This window comes from Paenisporosarcina indica, from assembly GCF_001939075.1.
GTDB classification, from domain to species: Bacteria; Bacillota; Bacilli; order Bacillales_A; family Planococcaceae; genus Paenisporosarcina; species Paenisporosarcina indica.
On the sequence record NZ_MPTA01000002.1, the window covers coordinates 764,682 to 786,255 of the forward strand.

The 21,574-nt window shown below is 38.7% G+C and carries 26 protein-coding genes; 10 read left to right on the forward strand and 16 right to left on the reverse strand.

Annotated features, from left to right (window positions below; genetic code table 11):
- Positions 1-7: 7 nt before the first annotated feature.
- The 5 genes from GY23_RS09175 to GY23_RS09190 all read right to left on the reverse strand — a co-directional run bounded on the left by GY23_RS09175 (position 8) and on the right by GY23_RS09190 (position 4,691).
- Entirely contained in the window at positions 8-925 is a 918-nt protein-coding gene (locus GY23_RS09175; protein WP_075618885.1) for an ABC transporter permease, read from the reverse strand.
- 147 nt (positions 926-1,072) lie between these two features.
- A complete protein-coding gene (locus tag GY23_RS09180) occupies positions 1,073-2,557 on the reverse strand; it encodes an ABC transporter substrate-binding protein (protein WP_075618886.1) in 1,485 nt (494 codons plus the stop codon).
- A 15-nt stretch (positions 2,558-2,572) separates the two neighbouring features.
- The gene (locus GY23_RS09185; protein ID WP_075618887.1) at positions 2,573-3,007 is read right to left on the reverse strand and encodes a MarR family winged helix-turn-helix transcriptional regulator; all 435 of its coding nucleotides are present in this window, start codon (positions 3,005-3,007) and stop codon (positions 2,573-2,575) included.
- Positions 3,008-3,718: 711 nt separating this feature from the next.
- Positions 3,719-3,868 carry a hypothetical protein gene (locus tag GY23_RS18565; RefSeq protein WP_211270657.1) on the reverse strand — a complete coding sequence of 50 codons (150 nt, stop codon included), beginning with the start codon at positions 3,866-3,868 and terminating at the stop codon, positions 3,719-3,721.
- Positions 3,869-3,926: 58 nt separating this feature from the next.
- Positions 3,927-4,691: an STAS domain-containing protein gene (locus GY23_RS09190; RefSeq protein WP_075618974.1), complete on the reverse strand. Its 765-nt coding sequence runs from the start codon at positions 4,689-4,691 to the stop codon at positions 3,927-3,929.
- A gap of 384 nt (positions 4,692-5,075) precedes the next feature.
- On the opposite strand from GY23_RS09190, the gene GY23_RS09195 reads away from it, so the two are divergent.
- From GY23_RS09195 to GY23_RS09230, 9 genes are all read left to right on the forward strand, one after another.
- Positions 5,076-6,575 carry an MBL fold metallo-hydrolase gene (locus GY23_RS09195; RefSeq protein WP_075618888.1) on the forward strand — a complete coding sequence of 500 codons (1,500 nt, stop codon included), beginning with the start codon at positions 5,076-5,078 and terminating at the stop codon, positions 6,573-6,575.
- Positions 6,576-6,589: 14 nt separating this feature from the next.
- The gene (locus GY23_RS09200) at positions 6,590-6,802 is read left to right on the forward strand and encodes a DUF3006 domain-containing protein (RefSeq protein ID WP_075618889.1); all 213 of its coding nucleotides are present in this window, start codon (positions 6,590-6,592) and stop codon (positions 6,800-6,802) included.
- 313 nt (positions 6,803-7,115) lie between these two features.
- The gene (locus tag GY23_RS09205; RefSeq protein ID WP_075618890.1) at positions 7,116-7,592 is read left to right on the forward strand and encodes a DUF2975 domain-containing protein; all 477 of its coding nucleotides are present in this window, start codon (positions 7,116-7,118) and stop codon (positions 7,590-7,592) included.
- 10 nt (positions 7,593-7,602) lie between these two features.
- Positions 7,603-7,824: a helix-turn-helix domain-containing protein gene (locus GY23_RS09210; RefSeq protein WP_075618891.1), complete on the forward strand. Its 222-nt coding sequence runs from the start codon at positions 7,603-7,605 to the stop codon at positions 7,822-7,824.
- Between the two features lie 42 nt (positions 7,825-7,866).
- Positions 7,867-8,667: a DUF817 domain-containing protein gene (locus tag GY23_RS09215; protein ID WP_075618892.1), complete on the forward strand. Its 801-nt coding sequence runs from the start codon at positions 7,867-7,869 to the stop codon at positions 8,665-8,667.
- Between the two features lie 315 nt (positions 8,668-8,982).
- A complete protein-coding gene (locus tag GY23_RS18460; RefSeq protein ID WP_169834558.1) occupies positions 8,983-9,138 on the forward strand; it encodes a hypothetical protein in 156 nt (51 codons plus the stop codon).
- A 113-nt stretch (positions 9,139-9,251) separates the two neighbouring features.
- Positions 9,252-9,452, forward strand: a complete 201-nt coding sequence (locus GY23_RS09220) for a hypothetical protein (protein WP_075618893.1) — start codon at positions 9,252-9,254, stop codon at positions 9,450-9,452.
- 184 nt (positions 9,453-9,636) lie between these two features.
- Positions 9,637-10,020 carry a hypothetical protein gene (locus GY23_RS09225; protein ID WP_075618894.1) on the forward strand — a complete coding sequence of 128 codons (384 nt, stop codon included), beginning with the start codon at positions 9,637-9,639 and terminating at the stop codon, positions 10,018-10,020.
- A 397-nt stretch (positions 10,021-10,417) separates the two neighbouring features.
- Positions 10,418-10,804 carry a hypothetical protein gene (locus GY23_RS09230; RefSeq protein WP_075618895.1) on the forward strand — a complete coding sequence of 129 codons (387 nt, stop codon included), beginning with the start codon at positions 10,418-10,420 and terminating at the stop codon, positions 10,802-10,804.
- 78 nt (positions 10,805-10,882) lie between these two features.
- On the opposite strand, the gene GY23_RS09235 is transcribed toward GY23_RS09230, so the two are convergent.
- Positions 10,883-11,074: a hypothetical protein gene (locus tag GY23_RS09235; RefSeq protein WP_075618896.1), complete on the reverse strand. Its 192-nt coding sequence runs from the start codon at positions 11,072-11,074 to the stop codon at positions 10,883-10,885.
- Between the two features lie 168 nt (positions 11,075-11,242).
- The gene (locus tag GY23_RS09240) at positions 11,243-12,016 is read right to left on the reverse strand and encodes an SDR family NAD(P)-dependent oxidoreductase (protein WP_075618897.1); all 774 of its coding nucleotides are present in this window, start codon (positions 12,014-12,016) and stop codon (positions 11,243-11,245) included.
- A 229-nt stretch (positions 12,017-12,245) separates the two neighbouring features.
- Between GY23_RS09240 and GY23_RS09245 the strand changes: the two genes are divergently transcribed.
- Positions 12,246-13,133 (forward strand): lysozyme inhibitor LprI family protein, encoded by an 888-nt coding sequence (locus GY23_RS09245; protein WP_075618898.1) that lies wholly within the window; start codon positions 12,246-12,248, stop codon positions 13,131-13,133.
- A gap of 73 nt (positions 13,134-13,206) precedes the next feature.
- Here GY23_RS09245 and GY23_RS09250 read toward each other — a convergent pair whose 3' ends face one another.
- The 9 genes from GY23_RS09250 to GY23_RS09285 form a co-directional block, all read right to left on the reverse strand.
- Complete coding sequence (locus GY23_RS09250; RefSeq protein ID WP_075618899.1) at positions 13,207-13,908, reverse strand: LutC/YkgG family protein; 702 nt, start codon at positions 13,906-13,908, stop codon at positions 13,207-13,209.
- Positions 13,877-15,316 (reverse strand): LutB/LldF family L-lactate oxidation iron-sulfur protein, encoded by a 1,440-nt coding sequence (locus GY23_RS09255; RefSeq protein ID WP_075618900.1) that lies wholly within the window; start codon positions 15,314-15,316, stop codon positions 13,877-13,879. The genes GY23_RS09250 and GY23_RS09255 overlap by 32 nt, the downstream gene beginning before the upstream one ends.
- Positions 15,317-15,319: 3 nt before the next feature.
- A complete protein-coding gene (locus GY23_RS09260) occupies positions 15,320-16,045 on the reverse strand; it encodes a (Fe-S)-binding protein (RefSeq protein WP_075618901.1) in 726 nt (241 codons plus the stop codon).
- A 380-nt stretch (positions 16,046-16,425) separates the two neighbouring features.
- Positions 16,426-16,557, reverse strand: a complete 132-nt coding sequence (locus GY23_RS18925) for a hypothetical protein (RefSeq protein ID WP_281251494.1) — start codon at positions 16,555-16,557, stop codon at positions 16,426-16,428.
- A 19-nt stretch (positions 16,558-16,576) separates the two neighbouring features.
- A complete protein-coding gene (rhmD, locus tag GY23_RS09265) occupies positions 16,577-17,770 on the reverse strand; it encodes an L-rhamnonate dehydratase (RefSeq protein ID WP_075618902.1) in 1,194 nt (397 codons plus the stop codon).
- A 13-nt stretch (positions 17,771-17,783) separates the two neighbouring features.
- Positions 17,784-18,803 (reverse strand): zinc-dependent alcohol dehydrogenase, encoded by a 1,020-nt coding sequence (locus GY23_RS09270; RefSeq protein WP_075618903.1) that lies wholly within the window; start codon positions 18,801-18,803, stop codon positions 17,784-17,786.
- 16 nt (positions 18,804-18,819) lie between these two features.
- Positions 18,820-19,704, reverse strand: coding sequence for a fumarylacetoacetate hydrolase family protein (locus GY23_RS09275; RefSeq protein ID WP_075618904.1), 885 nt, complete (start codon positions 19,702-19,704; stop codon positions 18,820-18,822).
- Positions 19,685-20,482, reverse strand: coding sequence for an IclR family transcriptional regulator (locus GY23_RS09280; protein WP_075618905.1), 798 nt, complete (start codon positions 20,480-20,482; stop codon positions 19,685-19,687). Before GY23_RS09280 ends, GY23_RS09275 begins: the two co-directional genes overlap by 20 nt.
- A 52-nt stretch (positions 20,483-20,534) precedes the next feature.
- Complete coding sequence (locus GY23_RS09285; protein ID WP_075618906.1) at positions 20,535-21,515, reverse strand: 2-hydroxyacid dehydrogenase; 981 nt, start codon at positions 21,513-21,515, stop codon at positions 20,535-20,537.
- Between the last annotated feature and the right edge of the window lie 59 nt (positions 21,516-21,574).

The following is a 21,574-nucleotide window of genomic DNA, read 5'->3' on the forward strand; positions in this document are numbered from 1 at the left end:
CTCTCACCTACTTCACTCGAATTTGCGGGTTAACATATGCATACAATAAGTCCGCAACAAAGTTAATCACTGCATAAATCAGCGCTATGATAAATACTCCAGCTAGAACGATTGGAAAGTCTCGGTTCATAAGGGATTGCATTAATAATCTTCCAATTCCAGGCCAAGCAAATACAACCTCAGTAATCACTGCTCCTCCAAGTAAAGTTCCTAAGTCTAGAGCCACTAGCGTAATAATTGGAATTAAGGAATTTTTAAGTGCATAACGCCCTACCAATCGAAAAGTCGGTACCCCTGAAGCTTTTGCCGTACGTATATAATCTTTTCTTAATACATCTAACATGGTTGATCGTGTGAAACGCGTAAACCTTGCAACACTATAAGCGGCAAGAGTAATCATAGGCAGAATTAAATGAACAACTGATCCTGCTCCACCGGAAGGAAGAATATGCAGTTGGGCCGCAAAAAAGTATATGAGTAACAGACCTAACCAAAAGCTTGGGACCGCTTGACCCAACACCGTAAACGCAACACTAATCCGGTCGAAAACTGAATTTCTTTTAAAAGCGGAAAGTACGCCTAAAGGAATGGCAATTAACAAAGATAATAATAGTGATGATATGGCTAATTGGAATGTAGCCGGCAAACGATCCAACACTATCGGCAAAGCATCTTCACGGCTACGTAGAGATTGACCAAAGTCTCCCTGAACTGCATTTACCATAAATTCCCCGTATTGAATATGGAGAGGACGATTAAATCCTAACTTTTCTCGGAATTCTTCAATTTGTTCTCGTGGTGCATCAGGGGGCAAGAACAGTGCTGTTGGATCTCCAGATAATCGGATTAAGAAAAACACAACAGTAAGCGCCAACAAAACGACAACCACAACTTGAATTAGTCTTTTAATTACATAATCAAGCATACTTAACTCCCCTCTTATAGCAGATATAAATATGTAAAGGGAGGCAATGTCCTCCCCTCATTTAGCTGTAATTATAATCTCTTAATTCCATGACATCTCAAACGCCGGGAGTTTTTCATCTACACGAGGACTAAAGTTCAAATCCTTTCAAACTGCATACAAGTCAGCCTGTTGCCATAATGGAACCCAAGCAGCTTTCTCTACCAAACTATGCTGTAGTTCTTCATAACCTTTAAATCGCTCATCTTCATTAAATAATGCATTTGTTTCATAGATTTTGGCTTCAAGATCTTTGTCGTAGAAACTACTGTATGGAGCCACTTCTGTAAAGAGATTTTCAATCGTTGATTGTGGATCGAACGCTGGTCCCCATCCTAAAATAAACATGTCTTTCATTTCTCTATTTCTGATTTTCTCCAGATGAGCTCCCCACTCGTTCACTTGTACATTGACTTTCACACCAATGCGTTGAAGTTGAGCAGCAATGGCTTGAGCGACTTGGGAGTCCATAGGATATCGGCCGTTAGGTGTATCCAAAGTTAACTCCAAAGATTCAGGATCGTACCCAGCCTCTTTTAACATACTCTTCGCTTTTTCCGGATCAAAATCATAACCTTCTGTTTCAACATATGCGGTATTGATAACTGCTAGTGGACCAGTCATTTTAGTTCCATGACCATTTAATACTGCTTCTAGCAACTCATCTACATCTACTGCATAGTTCAACGCTTGACGAACTTTCTCATCCTTCATTGGGCCGTCATGGAATGTATTTAATGCTAGATAATTTATTCGTGCTGACGCTACTTCTGCAACTTTTGAATTTCCATCGCTTTCAATTTTTCCAATGGAATCAACCGGGATATTTTTAAACAAATCTACTTCTCCACTCAAGAAAGCAGATAAACGAGAACTGAATTCCGGAATATAACGGAATTCCAAATGTTTGATCTTAGGTGTTCCATTCCAGTAATCTTCGAATGCTTCTAATTTCAAATAATTGTCGCGGGACCACTCTACAAATTTATAAGCACCCGTTCCAACCGGTTTTTTTGCCGCTTCATCCGTTCCAACTTCTTCAACGTAGCCTGGTTCCATAATTAGCAAATCTTCAGTGATTCGTTGAATTAAGCTAGGGAAAGGCTTAGCTGTCTTGATTTGGACTTCATATGGTGAAAGTACAGTCACTTCTTGTACATCTACCCAACGCGATTTGTAGAACGATTGATTTGCATCATCTAAAATATAGTCAATACTATATTTAACCGAATTAGCGTCAAAATCGGCTCCGTTATGGAATTTGACTCCTTCTTTCAATTTCAATTTCCAAGTCAATTCATCTACGTTTTCCCATTCTTCGGCAAGTACGGGGATAAATTCACCCGTCTTACCATCACGTTCAATAAGGGCATCGTAAATATTCCGAATTTGCGTATCAGTTACATAGTTAACATCTGAGTTAGCAATCAGCGTTCCAGCATCAGCTTCAAATGCAATGACAATACTATCTTTTTCTGTCGTTGCAGAATTACCTTTATCTTTTGAATCACCTGTACCTGCCGCCCCTTCCGTACAAGCAGATAAGATTAACAACAAACTTAAAACTAGTAAGAAGAATGCATTCTTTTTCATTTTCTGATTTCCCCCTTAATTAATGTTAGGATATAAAACCTTCTCAATCTTTTTCATCGAGTCAATTAAGACTTCAATCTCTTCTTCGGAAATTCCGTCAATCATGCTTTGAACATTGAGACTTGCTTTATCGGCTAATAAATTTAGTACATCTCCCCCTGCTTTTGTGAGTTCTATATGGTAAATTCGACGATCCTCTTTAGAAACTTTCTTCTCTATTAGTCCTTTTTTTTCGAAATGTTTCAATATTCTACTCATATAACTTTTATCCAAGAGAAAGAAGTTTGACAAATAAGCCGCGGTACAGAATTCATGTGTGGATATTTGAAATAATATTAAGGCTTCAGTAGCTGAGTAAGCACTTTTATCTGTATATAAATTGAAAAGTCCCATTGCACGAGTGTAAAAACGATTAAAACTTTTAATATCTTGAATTATCTTTTCGGACATTTTTTAATAGTCCTCCTATTTAGAATTATTCGTTAATTCTACGTGTGAAAGGTGGCTTTTGTCAACTATATTATTACGAATTCCGAAAGAATGTTTTTTGGTTTTTTTAATAGAATGATAAAAAAGCCTGAAATCTCTCACAGGCTCTTGGAAGTTATTTCTTGTTAACAAACAAAACTTCTTAAATCAAGATTCTTTTTTTCTCAGAGTCTCTTTTTATAGAATCTACAGGGGTTTTTTGTCTACTTAGGTAATAAAGACCGCAACTAAATTGCGTCATTTGCTATGCGATTCCCACATTTTTCATGAAAAGAATATAAAAATGGGAATGTATGTTCTATTTATGGTAAAATAAAAATAGCAATTGACGATACAGGATGTGCGCTTGGTTACTCCATGGGAATGGAGGTGTTGCCAATGTCGATTTATGAATCGATTAACTTATTGATTCAGACAAGCGCTGTGATTGTCACAGGATTCGGTGTAATGTTGTCACTTTTCTTTTTTGCAAACAAAAAGAAATAGTCGCCACCCCAGGTAAGGTTTGAACGACTATTTCCGATTCAAATTGAGCCAACCGCCTTCTTGCGGTCAACAATTGCAGGTCCGGGTGGTTGCACACCCGGTTCTTATCGTGCCAATACTTACTGACTTAATTATATCGAATTTTCACTACGAATTCAATTAAATACCTAATTTCCCAGCGGTGTTTTAGGTATATTCACACATATCCATCCTATGCATGGTCTTTTTCGGGCAACCTTCATTTAACGGGAAGACGTTGAACTCTTCCTTCGTCAATCTAGTAATTCGCTTGGTGGTACTTGGTGGTACTAAGTTTTCTTGCCATTTGTTTTTCACCAAAAAAGATGTACGAAAAAACTCTACCCCCTGATTCTTATTCTGGGGTAGAGTTTGGTTAACTGATTAGGTATGTGTTTAATGCATGTTGTAAGGTTCCGAATGTCTTGGTATCTTTATCAAATGAGAGACCTAAGTGAATCATTTTTCTTACAACATCCTTTCTTAAGCCTGTAATCACCGTGCGGCAACCCATCATAGAGGTACCGTTAATGGTCTTCAGTAAATGATCGATTACTTCAGTCTCCATATCAGCGATTCCCGATAGATCTATAATCAATGTTTGAATATGCAAACGTCCAACTTCTGTTAACACTTTTTCTTCCAGGATACTCGTTCTAAATGAATCTACAGAACCAATTAAAGGTAAGATACAGATATTTGAAGTGATTGGAATAATAGGAACCGATAAGTTCTCCACCAAATCTCTTTGAGCCGTCAACAATGAATCTTTGTATGTTGAGTAGTCAATAAAGAACGTATTTAAAAATTGATCAATTTGATTATTAACTTTTTTCTCCATTTGGAAGAACTCGCTACTAGATTTAGGATTTAATTCGTCATATTGCTCAATGAAATACCATAAGGTTCTGCGAATCGCTTGAATCCATTCCAATTTAAATGACAATGTCAACGAATGTGTTGCCCACGCGATGCCTTCTTGTTTCGCAAATGCTTTCAGCTCTTCTTGTTTATTATTCATCACATAAGAAACTAGTTGATGGGCATTATTGATTAAATCAATATCTCCTACCCTTAAAATATCATTTATTTTATCTTTCACATTTACAGCTTGATTTAGCAATTTATTCTCGAAGTCCATTTTATTTTCTTCAATGTATAATTTAAGATTCGTATCTAGTTTTCCGATTTCCACTTCGTATTCCTCCTGTATGCTATACAATTCAACTCTTAGAAAGCTCAGTACTTTAACTTAACCATATACTTACTTAAACTTCAAATTTTAAATATTCCGTTTTTTCATTTAAAATCAAACAGTCATTTGTACATACCCTCTTGCCTCTTTACTCAAACACGTTGCATTCCATTACTCTTAGACAAGCTGGAAAAATTCATATGTCAGACTTATCTTTCCTATAATAGACGATCCTTTAGAAATGATGATGAGGATTATATTGGTACAGCAACGGTTATTGTTGTTTGTTACAATATAAATGCAAGATAAATACAGAATTAGGGGATGTAAATGGGAAATTTAGGTACTATTTTAATATTATTGGCTACTGTTAGCTTTTTTATAGGTCTTATTGGCGTACTAAAAGGCAATGTGAAATTCCTGAAGTTAGGTTCTAGGAAGGCAAGTGCGTTGTTTGTCGTCGCTTCTTTCGTCGTATTTGTGATAGGTGGATTCATGCTACCAAGCGATACCTCCACCACTTCACCCGCTTCAAATCAACAGAAAGCGTCTAACGTAGAAGAAAAGAAAACTACGAAAAAAGAAGAAACCAAACCTCCCGAAACGACAAAAGAAACTGAAGAGAAAAAGCCGGCAGCCGTAGTTCCTCCTAAGGCTGAGACACCTAAAACTGACACATTAGATGGTCAGTTAGAAGTTCATTTTGTGGATGTTGGTCAAGGAGCAGCACAAGTGATCATTGCCCCAAATAAAAAGGTAATGGTGATCGACGGTGGGAATAATAACGATGAGGATGTTATGGTTGCTTATCTGAAGCAGTTAGGGATCTCGAAAGTTGATATCTTAATCGGAACGCATCCAGACGCGGATCATATCGGTGGGATTGACGCCGTGATTGATTCTTTTGATATTGGGAAAATCTATATGCCTAAGGCTCAAAAAGATACAGAAACTTTTGAATCTGTTTTATTGGCGGTTCAAGCTAAAGGATTAAAAGTAAGTACTGCCAAGGCAGGACTGGAACTAGATTTGGATCCTACGTTACAAGTGAAAATGATAGCTCCTGTCGACGATACGAACAGTGATGCAAATGAACTGAGTGCAGTAGTTCGATTGCAATACGGCGAACAATCTTTCCTTTTAACGGGAGATATTGGCATGCCGACAGAAGAAAAATTGATACAATCGGGTGAAAACCTGCAAGCTAGCGTTCTTTTGGTTGCCCATCATGGCAGTCACACCTCTTCAAGTGAGGCATTTATTAAAAATGTTCAACCAAAATATGCCGTGATACAAGTAGGAAAAAATAGCTATGGTCATCCTACAAGCGAAGTCCTGGATCGACTGTCCAATCATAAAGCGAGTATTTACCGCAATGATACAGATGGCACGATTGTTTTCACAACAGATGGAAAGACAATCGACGTCAATAAACATGCATGGGTCCATGCAGCTGTCGCGAAACCAAAAACCGAGACACAACCGAAAACCCAAACGACACCACCACCCGCTACAGGTGCCACTGCAACGACTAGCTTGAAGGCTAGTGCAACGATTGATAATTCCAGTCCCAACCAAAATGAAGAAGTAACGGTGACTGTAACGGTAAAAGACCAGAACGGAAAGCCTGTAAATGGGGCAAATGTTCACCTGAACCTCGAATTCAAGTCAAAAGACACTCCTTATGACAGTGTAACGAATGCGAATGGCGTAGCTACTATGTCCTTTAAAATTGGTCGGGCTGCTGAGGGCTTCACTGTAAATGGAGACATTACAATTTCTTATAACGGAACAACTACAACCACTGAAACAGGCTTTACACCAATTTAAAAGGAAGTGTAACCATGAAGGGAATTGTTGATCGATTTGAAGGAAATATGGTGGTCATCGAGATTGATGGACATACACAAGATATTCCAAAAGACATCGTAGATCCAACTGTGAAAGTCAGTGATGTTGTAGAATTGGTGGATGGGATATGGATTACAATGAAAGACGAATCAGCAACACGTAAAAAAGAGATCAAGTCCCTTATGGATAGTGTTTGGGAAGACTAAGGTACACTTCCTTATCCTTGAAAGAGGCAAATATGTAATATTATCTGCACCGCATTTGCGGTGTTTTTTTGTAGTCAAATATTGTTTATGCTTAATCGAATGTTCTTATAAGCAGGTTAGTGAAAAAGCAACAAATTGAATAGTTTAAAGATAGAGCATTACTTTGTAATGAGGTATGGTTTTTTATCATTTATTAGATGGAAAGAATATTAATATAACAACAATAATACAATAAAAAACAATAATGTTTTATTGAGTAACGATAAATCATGTGTTAAAGTCAACTTAACAATAAATTAGTGAGGTGCTTTTTATGAAACAAGGAACAACACTCTTTTTAAAGATAGCTCTTATTCTTATCGGAATTCCAGTTCTTGCTTTGTGCATATTTGGGTTGTCTTGGTTAGCTAATAATCCAGTAAATCCAGAATATGCCCATATCCTATATCCCATTTTAATAGGTATGTGTGTAGCAGTGATCCCGTTTTTCGTTGCATTGTATCAGGCTTATAAACTTTTAAGCTATATTGACAAAAACCAAGCTTTCTCCGAACTGTCTGTTAAAGCTCTAAAGAATATCAAATTCTGTGCAATTACAGTCAGTGGTTTGTATGTGTTAATTTTGCCATTTGTTTATCTCATAGCAGAGCTAGACGATGCACCAGGCCTCATCATAATGGGAATGGTTCCTGTTTTTGCTGCACTGGTGATCGCAGTCTTTGCTGCAGTACTTCAAAGACTTTTACAAGAAGCGATTGATATAAAATCGGAAAATGACTTAATAGTCTGAGGTGAAAACAATGGCAATTATAATCAATATTGATGTGATGTTGGCTAAAAGGAAAATGAGTGTTACAGAACTTTCTGAGAGGGTTGGCATAACGATGGCTAATCTTTCTATATTGAAAAACGGGAAGGCAAAAGCGATTCGATTATCAACTTTAGATGCGATTTGTAAGGCTTTAGAATGTCAGCCTGGAGACGTTTTAGAATACCGAAGTGATGAAGACACCCAAGATTAATTAACGTGGGAATACTTACCATTGATAGGAGAGGCACAAATTATGAGAGCACTAAAACAACTCGTACGTTTTGGTTGGGAGCAGGCCTTATCATGTTTGTTTCCTGTCGTTATTTTTGCTTCTTTGGCTTTTACACAAATCATGCCCCTTCCCTTCCTACCACGGTATGACTGGCTGCTCATCATCTGCCTTCTGATGCAGTGGTGGATGGTCCATTCAGGGCTTGAAACACGGGATGAACTAAAGGTTATCACATTGTTTCACCTTATCGGACTCGCTCTTGAACTTTTCAAGGTACATATGGGCTCCTGGTCTTATCCAGAGGAAGGTTATTTCAAAATTTTTGGAGTGCCTTTGTTTAGCGGATTCATGTACGCAAGTGTAGCGAGTTTTCTTTGCCAGGCGTGGAGGAGGTTAAATGTTGAACTCGTTAAGTGGCCACCATTTTTGGTAGTTGTACCACTTGCGGCAGCGATTTATTTGAATTTTTTCACCCACCATTATTGGATTGACGTCCGCTTTTGGTTATCTGGACTTGTAATTATCGTTTTTTGGCAATCATGGGTCACATACGAGGTTGGTGGAACTCGTTACCGTATGCCACTCGCACTTTCCTTTGTGCTCATTGGATTTTTTATATGGATAGCCGAAAATGTCGCAACTTTCTTTGGAGCTTGGGAATACCCAAACCAAACCGATGCATGGAGTCTCGTTCATCTAGGAAAGGTGAGTTCATGGCTCTTATTAGTGATTGTTAGCTTTCTTATTGTAGCCACGTTAAAGCAGGTTAAGGGAAAAACTCCATTAGAACGCTCTTTTAAAAAAGTCGGAACCTTAGATTAGGAAGAAATTCGACTTTTTTTAGGTTGAAGTTCTCTGGAAATCAAAATTTCGAATAAGTTAGATAGGAAAAAGCAACGTTTGAATTGTTGCTTTTTTCTTTATGAATAGCTTTTGAATTTACTGCCGGAATGCATTTATTAGGGGTTCTTGTGGAAATATTTACTTGAACTATAGGAGGCGTTGATCCAAAGAAGGATTAACGCTTGTTTTGTCGAACTTATTGAATTATCACGTCCGTTTTTGAATATGGATTTTTACATACCATCATAGATGATTTTAAACTGCTACCGACTTATAAAATTAGGAGGAATTTAAATGGACTTTTTCCCAGTATTACTCAGTTTATTGCCACTATTGATTTTAGCTTTAGTATTTAGATGGGTTCGACAAATAAAAAAAAATAGTGAAACTCAAGTGGAACAAAACAAACAGATAATCTCACTTCTTCAACAAATGGAGTACAAAGATTAATGCTAATGTTTTGATTGGTTGACGATTACATAGCTGGGAAAGTTAATATTTATTCTAATTTAACAAACGTAGCAGGTTAGTTTAAGAAGGTAATTAATTGGGGGTGGAGATAAATGTTATGGGGAACTATTTTACTTTGGATTGTTGGTTTATTAATTTTGTACGTAGTAATCTTTGCAGCAGTAAAGGATGGGATTGATAAGTCAGAGGTTGGTCAGTTAATAAAAACGAAGTATGGAGTTAAAGATGAAATTGTTACAGTTAGTGATGATGAAATTGAAAACGAATTAGAAGGCGAATTTAATAAGAAATAGTGGATGATAGTGTTGAAGAAAATGGGATTAAGCCCAAACACGATGAAGGTGGAGATAGGGGCATAACTGAAGAGTTTATTTAAGTCTTTCTGCAGGACTCAAACTAAAGGGGGGAATTTTTATTAAATCACTAAAAATTATAAGTCTCATTGCTTTAATATTAATTGCATTTTTGGGTGGCTATATGATTGGAAAAGTAAACTTTAACGAGGCTTCACGGGAAATTAGCATTGGATATGAGGACAAAAAAAATGTTGGACAAATCAATATTGAAAAAGTTATTACAGACACAGAAAACCAAGGTATAGTCGATAACTTTATGATGATTTATCTCAACATGGAACAAATTTCAAATCCAAATCCAAATTTAGAAAAGCCAGATGTTCATATTTCAGTACTTAGTCCGAAGCAGTCCACTGGCTTAATTGATTCCAGACTGTGGTTCACCAATGAAGGTGCTATTATCGGAATTCGGTCTGGGGTAAGTTGGGACGAAGTCGATTATTTTGAAATCAATAAAGATGACGCTAATTACATTAAAGAGCAGATTGAATATCAGAAGGAGTAAATTCTACTTCAACTCCCATGAAAATTAAAACTCTGGAAGGAACATCACTAAACTAGACGTAGCTCATTAAATTTTCAAAAAAACGCAGCGGCTAAAAGTGGATCAGATTATTTGGTGGAATAGGATGCATTTGGTTCTGTTATCGTCACGTTGTAACCCAAGTTTTTCAGGTCTTTGAACAGAATACCGTACAATGGATTGTTGTTTTTGCTTTTCAAAGTAATCTTCACCTAAGTCTACGTACATTTCTTTACAAGCTAAGAGATAATAAGAGATTCTTAAATGGCATTGGGTGCGTTTCTACAATAAGTGGAGACGCTTTTTTACTATCTGGCTGGTCAGTTGAATACGATAAGGAATAAGGTTTAAATTTTAACAGTGTAAAGAGGGTGAAAAAATGAAAAGACCTTTAGGAGTATCTTTTATTAGTTATTTTTACATTTTCGGTGCAGTTGTATTGATTATCACAGCCATATTTTTTAATCCGGATGCAGATGAATTTGGCATAGCAGATAGATTCGGCTTACCAAACTTTCCAGAACAGCCATTTAGGATTATATTGGCAGTTGTTTCCCTTATCATCATATATGGTTATATGCGTTTAAAAAGATGGGGATTTTGGTTAATGATTTTATATTCATTTGGATTTGGTCTGTTAAGCTATATTCTATTATTCTCATATAATGAACAACCGTTTACTGGGAATTTCATTTGGTCAGTAATCGTTTTAATTTATACATTTTATGTTAGAAAGTCCTTTTTCCATGTAGAATTAACGCGCTAGGTTAGTTTAAAAAAGGTATAATTCCCGCTAAGGTAAACTGAGGAGCAATGATTTAACATTCGGACTTTTATTATTATCCTAGCCTAAATCATAAGTTAGTGATGTAATAGTAAATACGATAAATGCAAAGCACAAACTAATAATTATAGTTTTTAAAAAAATATCTGGATCTTTTTCTCTTACGATTTCTTTGATTAAAGAAACAGAATTAAAGACAATTACAATAGCTAATATTGGACTCAAAAAGACACTTAGTTGGGCATAAAACATTAATAATTAGCTCCTTTCTATAAAATTATTAATTTAAAATGAGGTACTAAAAAGTGGGTCCCTTTAATTGTAGCCCAGTTCAAATTGAACCGAGCTATTTCATTAAAACTGTATTCAATTATACATATTCATTTAAGTTTGTTATAACCTACCAATTAGACTCCGAGACTACGATTTTTTCCCGAAAACTACTCCCCCATCAACGTATAGTGGGGAACCCATTACAAATGATGAATCATCTGATGCTAAGAAAAGTGCTGCTTTTGCTATATCTTCAGGTGCCCCTAATTTGTCTGTCAGCTGCCTGTTAGTAATAGACTTTAGACCTTCTTCGATATCTTCATAGGACTCTTTAAGATAGCGCTCCACAAAAGGGGTATAGATGGTTCCCGGCAATAATGCGTTTACTCTAATATTATGTTTGGCATAATCCACTTGCATTGACTTAGTCATTGATAGGACTGCACCTTTTGATGCAGCATATAAAGCCCTTCTTTCTACTCCCATTTCAGCTAAACATGAGGACATGTTAATAATTACCCCGGATTTTTTCTCAATCATATAAGGAATTACATATTTACTTAAAACAAAGACTCCCTTTACATTTATGTTCATCACTGCATCAAACAATTCATCTTCAATTTCATGGAGCTCACCAACTCCAGCTATACCCGCATTATTAAATAGGACATCAATTTTGCCAAACCGTTCTATAATGTCATCAATCATATTCTTAACCTCGTCAGCATTGCTTACATTTGCTTTTTTGAATATGGCTTTCCCCCCATTGCCTACAATTTCTTCAACGGTTTGTTCTCCATTTGGTTCATTAATATCATTAACGATGACCGTTGCTCCATTTTGAGCAAATAATAATGCCGAACTTTTTCCAATACCTGATCCTGCGCCACTAATTAATACTACTTTCTCTTCAAGCTTCATTAATCCAGCCCCCTTTTAGAAATCACGAAAATATATATAAGTTTGCATCATCAATCTTTGTTCATATAAATATTCTTTTTTGAAACCAGATGTGTGAGGTCTCCGTCTAACTTTTAGTTCGAATTTCTAGTATCTCAAGAAACCGGTATGGGCATATTTATAAGAAAAGATACCGTAGGGAATGAGTCCTAAAAGATTTCAACTATACATAAACACCTAGGAGGAACATATGAAGAAACTTTTATTGATAAGTACAGCCGTTTTTCTATTGTCAGGTTGTGGCAATGGTGACTTTGACACATTGATGGAACAAGGAACGAAAGCGTTACAGGTTGGAGATTTTACGAAAGCTCAGAATTCTTTTGAGCTTGCCTTAGAACAGAAACCGAAAGATCCAGAGGCACTTGCAGCCTACGAACAATTGACGGCACTCACTCACGTAGAAACAAACATGGATTTGGCCGATTGGGATGATGCACTAACAGAAATCAACAAGTTACTAGAGGATCAAGACCTTGCAAGCACTCTTAAAACACAGTTCGAAGTGTATAAAGAAACTGCTTTGGAAAATAAGGAAGAGAAACAAACTGTAACTGCACCTGCAAAGAGGAAAGAAGTGGAATCAACTAACACCGAAAAAGAACCTGCAGCAACGAAAATTGAAAAAGAACCTGCAGCAACGAAAGTTGAAAGTGCAGTAGCACCCGCTAAAACAAAAAGTGCTCCTGCTCCAGTTAAAACTGAAAAAGCACCAACTAGTACAAAAAATGAATACCTACTCTACCTTGATAGTATTGAAAAAGGACTCAGCGATCTAGATCCTTTATACAAGAGTGGGACTACAGTTGATTTAGTAGAAGCAGAATCTGAAGCTTATAAAAGATGGGATGCCGCATTAAATAAAGTGTATGGCGAACTAAAGAAACAGCTATCTGACAAAGACATGACCAAATTACGTGAAGAACAACGTCAGTGGATCGAATTCAGAGACAAAAAAGCAAAAGAAGATGCAGCCGAGTATGAAGGTGGTTCATTCCAAAATGTCCAATATGCGAGTACACTCCAACAACTCACAAAAGAAAGATCTTATGACTTAGTGAACACCTATATGAAGTGATACATCCATGAAACAAGCCATTCTGAGCAACTTGTCGTTGCTCGGGGTGGCTCTTGTTCCATATTAGCCCTGCTTATTCATCTTCAACTAAGACGTAAATGGTCTCAAGCGGACCATGTACACCTACTACAAGAACAAATTCGATATCAGCGGAGTTGCTGGGACCCGTGATGAAATTTACGCATGTAGGAAACGAGTCAGCCCTGTTTACCCGTCCATTAATTATTTCCATGGCTTCTTTCAACCGAGGAACAATTCTTGATTTTGGAATGATCACTACATGTACTTCGGGCAATAAACTTACTGAACGTCCTTTATTTTGTTCATTCATCAAAACGACTGTACCTGATTCAGCAAGTGCTATATCACAATATGTAATTCCGATTCGTGATTGGGCTGCAGTTATTACATTTTGATTGCCATCTTGAGGTGTCCATTGTACCGTTCGTTTTGACGTCCAGTTTTCCAGTTTTTCATTATCGGTCTGGATGGAGGATAAAATTTGGTCCTTCGCCACGTTTTCACAGATGGACTCAAGTACCTCCGTTAGATTTTCTGTGTTCGTCCTGATCGTCTCGGCATGAATCGTCCTGGCATTTCCGATAAATACATCTTCGATTGATTCTTTTTCAAGCAGATTATATATACTCGAGATCGGCTTCACCTTGTTCTCCCGTTTGGCGGGTACTCCTTCTTGAACTCGATCGGCAAATCTCGATAAAAAGTGTTCCCGGTTTTGCACATTACCTTTCTTCATGTTTTTTCTCGCTTTCATGCTTGCTCATCCAGTCTCTGAAGCGGCTCGTTTTAAGCGTTGGAAACTCTTTACTGTTGGTCCATTCCTTCATCATGCCGGGACCATTTGAAATTGTTTCCTTGTTTCGTAGGAGCATCTTGAGGCTGACAGAAGCAATTTTTGTTCCGCTTTCGTAAAGCCCACCTGATGAAGCCCCAAAACCAAACGCTTTCATGAGGAGTTTTTCGCTAATCGGGGCACGCCCTCCCTGCTCCACGATTTCTTGACGATGCTTGAGCAGTAAATCATGCAAAGGGATTTTCACTGGACACACATCCGTGCACGCACCACAAAGAGTGGAGGCATAGGGTAAATCTTTATGATCGTCGTAGCCGTCTAGTAATGGCGTCAATACCGCCCCTACTGGACCTTGATAGATCGATCCATATGAATGTCCCCCAATGTGACGATACACTGGACATACATTCAAGCAAGCACCGCAACGAATGCAATTTAAGATATCCTGAAACTCAGTTCCCAGGATTTTCGATCTTCCATTATCCACGATGACCACATGTAAATCCTCGGGTCCATCTACTTCCTCTTCCGCTTTAGGGCCATTCAATAAGGTGACATAGCTTGAAATTGGTTGGCCAACCGCAGCACGAGTCAACAAACTGACCATAATATCCAGATCTTCAAGGGAAGGAACGAGCCTTTCCATTCCCATTACGGTAATCTGTGTTTTGGGAATGGTCGTGACCATTCTGGCATTTCCTTCATTCGTCACGATGCAAATCGTTCCCGTTTCAGCAACAGCAAAATTGCATCCAGTGATGCCAATCTCGGCACCCAGGAATTTCTCGCGCAGCATTTTCCGTGCATGCTTTGCCAATTCACCCGGATCCTCGGTTTTGTCATATCCTAACTTTTCGACAAAAAGATCCCGGATCTGTTCTTTCTTTTTATGGAGTGCCGGTGCCACAATATGTGAGGGGGGATCATGGTCATCCACCTGCAAAATATATTCGCCTAAATCCGTTTCCACGACCTCGCATCCGATTTCCTCAAGTGCTGTGTTCAATCCAATTTCTTCTGTTACCATGGACTTCGACTTCACTACTTTTGTGGCGTTTTTATTCCGTACGACTTCTTTAATATAGTTTCTCGCGTCCTCGTCCGTTTCCGCAAAATACACATGACCACCTTTTGCTGATATTTGCTCACTCAGCATGCTTAAATAATGGACCAGGTTATCAATGGTATGCTTTCTGATTTCGCTACCCGCTGTTCTCCAACTTTCCCAATCACCCAACTTGTCGGTAGACGTCAAACGCCGATTTCCTAAACTATCTTGAGCACCAGATACCGCTTTACGCATGAAATCATTTTTCATTTCATCCGTCACACGGTCCTTGAACTTGCCTTCCTTAATCTTGATTGACATGGATTACACCCCCATTCCCCTGTTCAATACCTCAGCAATATGTAAGACTTCCACATCTTGTTTTTCCCGCTTCAAACGTCCACCGATATTCATTAAGCACCCGCAGTCCGCACCAATAACATAGTCAACATCGGCTTCTTGAATGGACCTTGTCTTCTCTTGTACCATTTCTGCTGAGATATCTCCCATTTTCACGGAAAAAGTCCCGCCAAATCCGCAACAATTTTGAGCATTGGCTAATGGTTTCATTTCTAATTTTTCAACATTGGATAATAGTAGTTTTGGTTCTTCCTTGACTCCTAACAGCCTTGTCATATGGCAAGACGTGTGGAATACCGCTTTCCCTTGTAAAGTAGACGGAATGGAGTCAATCCCTAGGACATTGACAATGAAATCGGTCAGTTCATATGTTTTAACACTTAACGCCTTTGAACGAGCTGCCCATTTTTCATCATCAGCGAAGATATGGCCGTATTCCCGTAGCATTAGCGCACAAGAACCTGACGGAGTGACAACATATTCTGCATCATCAAACGTTTTAATCAACTGTTTCATCGCAGTTTTCGCATCTTTTTTGTATCCACTATTATAGGCGGGTTGACCGCAACAAATTTGTCCTTTCGGGTAATCAACCTCACACCCCAATTTTTCAAGGAGTTCCACCGTTGAAATTCCTACATTTGAATAAAAAAGGTCAACAAGGCAAGTTGAGAATAGAGTGACGCGCATGATTTCTCCTCCATTTCTATTAGAAAAGCGCAAAGCGCCACTCTAGCCCGACGCCGGCGCTGGAAAGATGAAAGACGGGAATTCCGCCTTTCTGACCCCATAAAGAGGACCGCGGGCTGGCGCTTGGAGCTAGACTTATTAACACCGGAAATTATGTACTTTCTTGTCTAATAGGAAAAGTCGCAACATAAGCGGTTCTCTATCAGACAAGTAAATTAGGTAAATAAGTTGATCTGAAATAATGCCCATAACTATCTTCAAGACAAGAATAGCACGAAAATTAAGAATGCTATTACGATATACTATCACTATTATTTAATAATTCAAACAATAAATTTTTGCAATCTACTGCTATATTTCTACCGGGTTACTTACCACTCTCATTCAAGTAAACTTGGTAAATAAGTTGATAAGAATGGAATGTATGCCACGAATAGAATGACTACCAAGATCATGGCCATAAATGTTTTATGGGTTCGTTGATCTTGGCTTTGACAATGTCCCTTTTTCATTCGCCCAACCACTTTGGTTTTATAATGCTTGACCTTTTTCCACTTTTACCAGTCCTGCATCGTAATTGAGTTCTGCACCAAAGCCTGGTGCATCACCCACTTTTAACCGGCCATTTACGGGGATAGGCTCATTTTTCAGAAGAGGCTCAAATTGTGGGACAACCGATGCTGCATCAGGACTCATCACCAAGTATTCAGTGAAAGGACTATTTACTTTCGTTACCACATAGTGGTGGCTATATACACCACTGCCATGAGGCACGACCATTTTCCCGTAGCTATCAGCTAGATTCCCAATCTTGATTAATTCTGTTAAACCGCCACACCAACCAACGTCCGGTTGAATAATATCAACATCACAAAATTCAAGAAGCATCTTGAATCCGTATCTAGTTGCTTCATGTTCTCCTGTTGTCACCATCATTGAATTTCCCGCACGTTTTTTTAAATCACGGTAGCTCCAATAATCATCCGGATTAAAGCACTCTTCAATCCATTTAAATCCTAATTCTTCAGACTTACTCATTAGCTTTTGTGCATACGGTAGATCGAGGCTCATCCAACAATCCCACATTAGCCAAAAATCATCCCCGACCTTGTTTCGCATATCACTAGCAAACTCTATATTCTTTCGTAATCCTTCTTCGCCGTCAGCTGGGCCATATTTCAGTGGAATTTTCCCACCAATGAAGCCCATTTCTTTTGCCAAGTCTGGACGTGGTCCCGTTGCATAAAATTGAAGCTCATCCCTTACTTTTCCACCAATCATTGCGTAAACCGGTTCTTCTCTGAGCTTTCCTAATAAGTCCCAAAGTGCCAAGTCCACTGCGGAAATTGCGTTCAGGACGATCCCTTTTCTTCCATAGTAAAGGGATGCACGATACATTTGATCCCACATGATTTCAATGTTCTCAACCGCTTGCCCCACAATGAATCGATCTAAATGATTTTTGATCAGCCAAGCAGCTGGATAGCCCCCAGTAGAAATCCCAAATCCAATCGTGCCATCATCAGCTTCAACTTCTACCACAATGGATTTCAGTGCATTAATCCCAAAGCTTGTTCTCGTTTCTTTATACTCCGGGTAAATACTCATTGGAGTCGCAATTTGTTGTACAATCCAGTGTTCTGTTCCTTGGTCGTGATAATCTGCTCCTCCGCCTTCAACTACATATGCACGGATGTCTTTTATTTTTTTGCCGAGTATGCCCACAATACTCTCTCCTTTACACCGTCATAAATATTTTACTGTTTATCACACGGTTATTAATCAGGTCTTGGAATGCGCCATCGCCTTCCTCCAATGTACGGATTTCAGACCATACGTCATGTTTGATTTTTCCGGATTTCAGCACTTCAAGAGCTTCATAGAAATCCTGTTTTGTATAACAGAAAGATGCAAGGAACGTGATTTCTGAACGAATCTGTACGTTTACAGGAATCGGGGTTTCATCTACGCCAAGACCAATATTCATAATCGTTCCGCCGTAATTAATTATTTCAATTGCCTGCAGTCTTGTTGGAACAAAACCTGCTGCATCAATGATGACATCAACACCACGCTCGCCCACGATTTCAGCAAGCTTATTTTTCAAATCTGGATCATTGGACAATAGAGCGTGTTCAATGCCTGAATTTCTCACCGTTTCTAAACGTTTTTCATTGATATCAAAAATAATTACATTTGATGCACCCATCATTTGTGCAACCAATGCACTTAAAAGACCGATTGCTCCTGCCCCGTAAACGACAACGTTGGCAAAAGGATTTGCTGCCATGGCCCGTTTAGTTGCGCGCAAACTACAAGCAAGAGGTTCAGTTAATGACGCTGTTATAAAATCGAGAGAGTCTGGGATTGGCCAGATACAGCTTGCTGGTACAGCCACATATTCCGCAAACCCACCTGGTCGATGGATCCCAATAATTTGACGTGTTTCACATAAGTTTTCATATCCTTTTCGGCAACTACCACATTTCCCACAACTGATGAGGGGATTCACTACAACGCGGTCATTCATAGCGATATGTTTAACAGCACTACCTACTTCAGCAATCGTCCCGGCAAACTCATGTCCCATAACAAGTGGAGGTACACGCAAACTATTATGACCTAAATAACCTTCAATCTCGGAACCGCATACGCCAGCAGCTTCCACTTTTACCAAAACCTCATCACTCTTTACCGCAGGTTTTTCTATTTCTTGCATCTCCATTACTTGTGCTTTTGTCCATAATAAAGTTTTCATTTAAGCCCTCCTAAGTTTAAGAAATCGGATTTTCTAATACGCCTATTTTTTCAATTTCAATTTTGCATACGTCACCTTTTCCTAAGAAAACAGGTGGCTTACGGAATACGCCAACTCCGTGCGGCGTACCAGTCGCGATGATATCACCAGGTTCAAAAGTAAACCCTTTTGATAAATATGAAATGAGGTAAGGGATATCAAAAATCAGGTGTTTCGTATTCGAATCTTGTAAGTACTCGCCGTTCAGTTGTAGCTTGATATCCAGTTTATTCGGATCAGCAATCTCGTCTGCCGTTACAATCACTGGACCGAGCGGAGCAAATGTATCATAAGATTTCCCCCTTACCCATTGAACGTCTGCAAATTGCACATCCCGCGCACTTACATCATTCATGATCGTATAACCAAATACATACTCCATGGCTTCGCTTTCGGCGATATCTTTACCACTTTTCCCGACTACGACAACTAGCTCGGCTTCATAATCAACCTGTGAAGATTCTTGTGGCAATACCACCTGTTCATCGGGTCCTACAATGCAACTTGCCCATTTAGAGAAAATCAACGGATTTTTGGGTGGTTCCACATTTTGTTCGATACAGTGATCCATATAGTTATTGCCTACGCATACTACTTTGCCTGGGTTATCAATAGGTGCCAGTGTTTTAACTTCATCCTTTTTATACACATACTCTTGTGAGACATCTCTGGAATTCACACTTTCAACGAGTGGTTGGAACTCACTCCAATTTTTAATCAGATCCAGCATGTTGTCCGTAATTTTCAACGAGTTATTTTTGTTAAATTCTCCATTTGAATACGCCTTCAAATTTATGATTGATTCCTCTGTTTCAATTCCAATAAATTTTTCTCCATTTTTTTCATAACGTCCGATTCTCAATTAAATCATCCTTTCTATCTCCGATATATCCTGCCAAGGCTGAGAGAGATTTTGCCAATCTACCAATCTCTTTCGTCGCAGAATCTTTCTTCACTTCCCAGTCCACTTCTAACATGGTGAAACTTACAGCCGCCATAATATCGCCTTCATGATTGTAGATAGGACTTGCTACGCAGCAGAAGCCAACTGCTCCCTCCTGTATTTCGGTTGCAAATCCATTTTCTCGATACTCATCAATTTTAGGTATCAATGTATTCAAGTTTTTGATTGTATTCGGCGCTTTCTTTTCAAACTTGACGTCTTTAAATAGTGTGTTGAGTTCATCGTGATTATATTTGGTCAATTGCACTTTCCCAATTGCAGATGCATAGGAAGGAAAGCGACTCCCAGGATCTGTAGCCAATCTTATTTTTGTCGTTGCATCTTTCCTTGCCAGGTAAATTACTTCATAACCTTCCAATATCCCCAATTGGATTGGTTCTTCAATTTTTTTCACAGATTCCTCAGATTCAATAAAAAATGACTCCAAAATATTAAATTGTTTGAAGTAAGCGGCACTTACAGATCCCAGGGAAGGACCCAGTCGATATGTATCGCCTTTTCCTTTAACGACCCACCCTAACTTTTCCATTGTATTGAGCAATGAAAACATAGAACTTTTATTAATTGAAGTAGCTTCCACAAGATCGATCAGTCTTAAACTATTAGGATTTTGTGAAATCTGTCTGAGTATGAGATCTGACCGTTCTAAGGCTGGGACCCAATATTTTTCTTGCATTTTTATTCCTCCGAGCTTTTATACACTATCAATTTTTACTAGATAATGATTTTCATTTAATTGCTGATTCCGAGTGCATTTCCTTTACTACGTTTTGCTTTTCCCCACTTAGTGCCAACACTAAATTTTGTGCTGCCAGCATTGCCATGTCTGAACGCATCTTAAGTGTTGCTGTTCCAATATGTGGAGTCATCACAACATTTTTCAATTTTGTTAAACCGCTAGAAGTGAGTGGTTCCTCATGGAATACATCAAGACCAGCAGCGTAAATCCCCCCACTCGCAAGGGTATGTATGAGCGCGTCCTCGTCAACCGTTTGCCCACGGGACACATTGATGAAAATAGCTGTACTCTTCATTTGTTTGAACTCGTTTTCTCCGATGAAATTCACAGTCTCACCCGTTAATGGGATAAGAAGCACAATGACATCCGATTCTTGCAGAAGTTCATTTAGCGAACAAAAACGAGCTCCCAATGTTTGTTCACATTCAGTATCCCGGTTTCGATTGTGATAAAGGACATCCATATTAAACCCATATTTTCCGCGTCGTGCTACTTCTCGACCGATTCTACCCATGCCGATAATGCCCAACTTGGTCCCGTGAACATCGAGGCCAAAATTTTTACGATCATCACCTTGTTTCCAGCCTCCTTCTCTAATTTGCTGATCCATTTCGGGGATACGGCGAGCCGCGGACAAAATTAGACCAAATGTCAGATCAGCAACGCTGCCGTCAAGAATTCCTGGTGTATGTGTTCCAAGTACTCCCCGCTCCTTCATGGCAACAATATCAAAGTTGTTATAACCGACAGACATGTTACTTACAATCTTGAGGCGCGGAGCACTTAGTAGTAGCTCTTCGTTAATTTTTTCGCCTGATGTTAGTAATCCCTCAACGCTCTCCAATTTGTTCAAAAGCGAGTCCCGTGAAATGGGCACCTCACTCTCCCACTTTTCATATTCACAGTGTTGAGAAATATACTTTTCCACTTCTACGGGAATGATTTTTGATATAAAGATTTTTGGTCTCATTTGGTCCTCCAAACTATTTTCTTCTTTTCTCTAGAACTCATGATTTTTTTAAACTACTC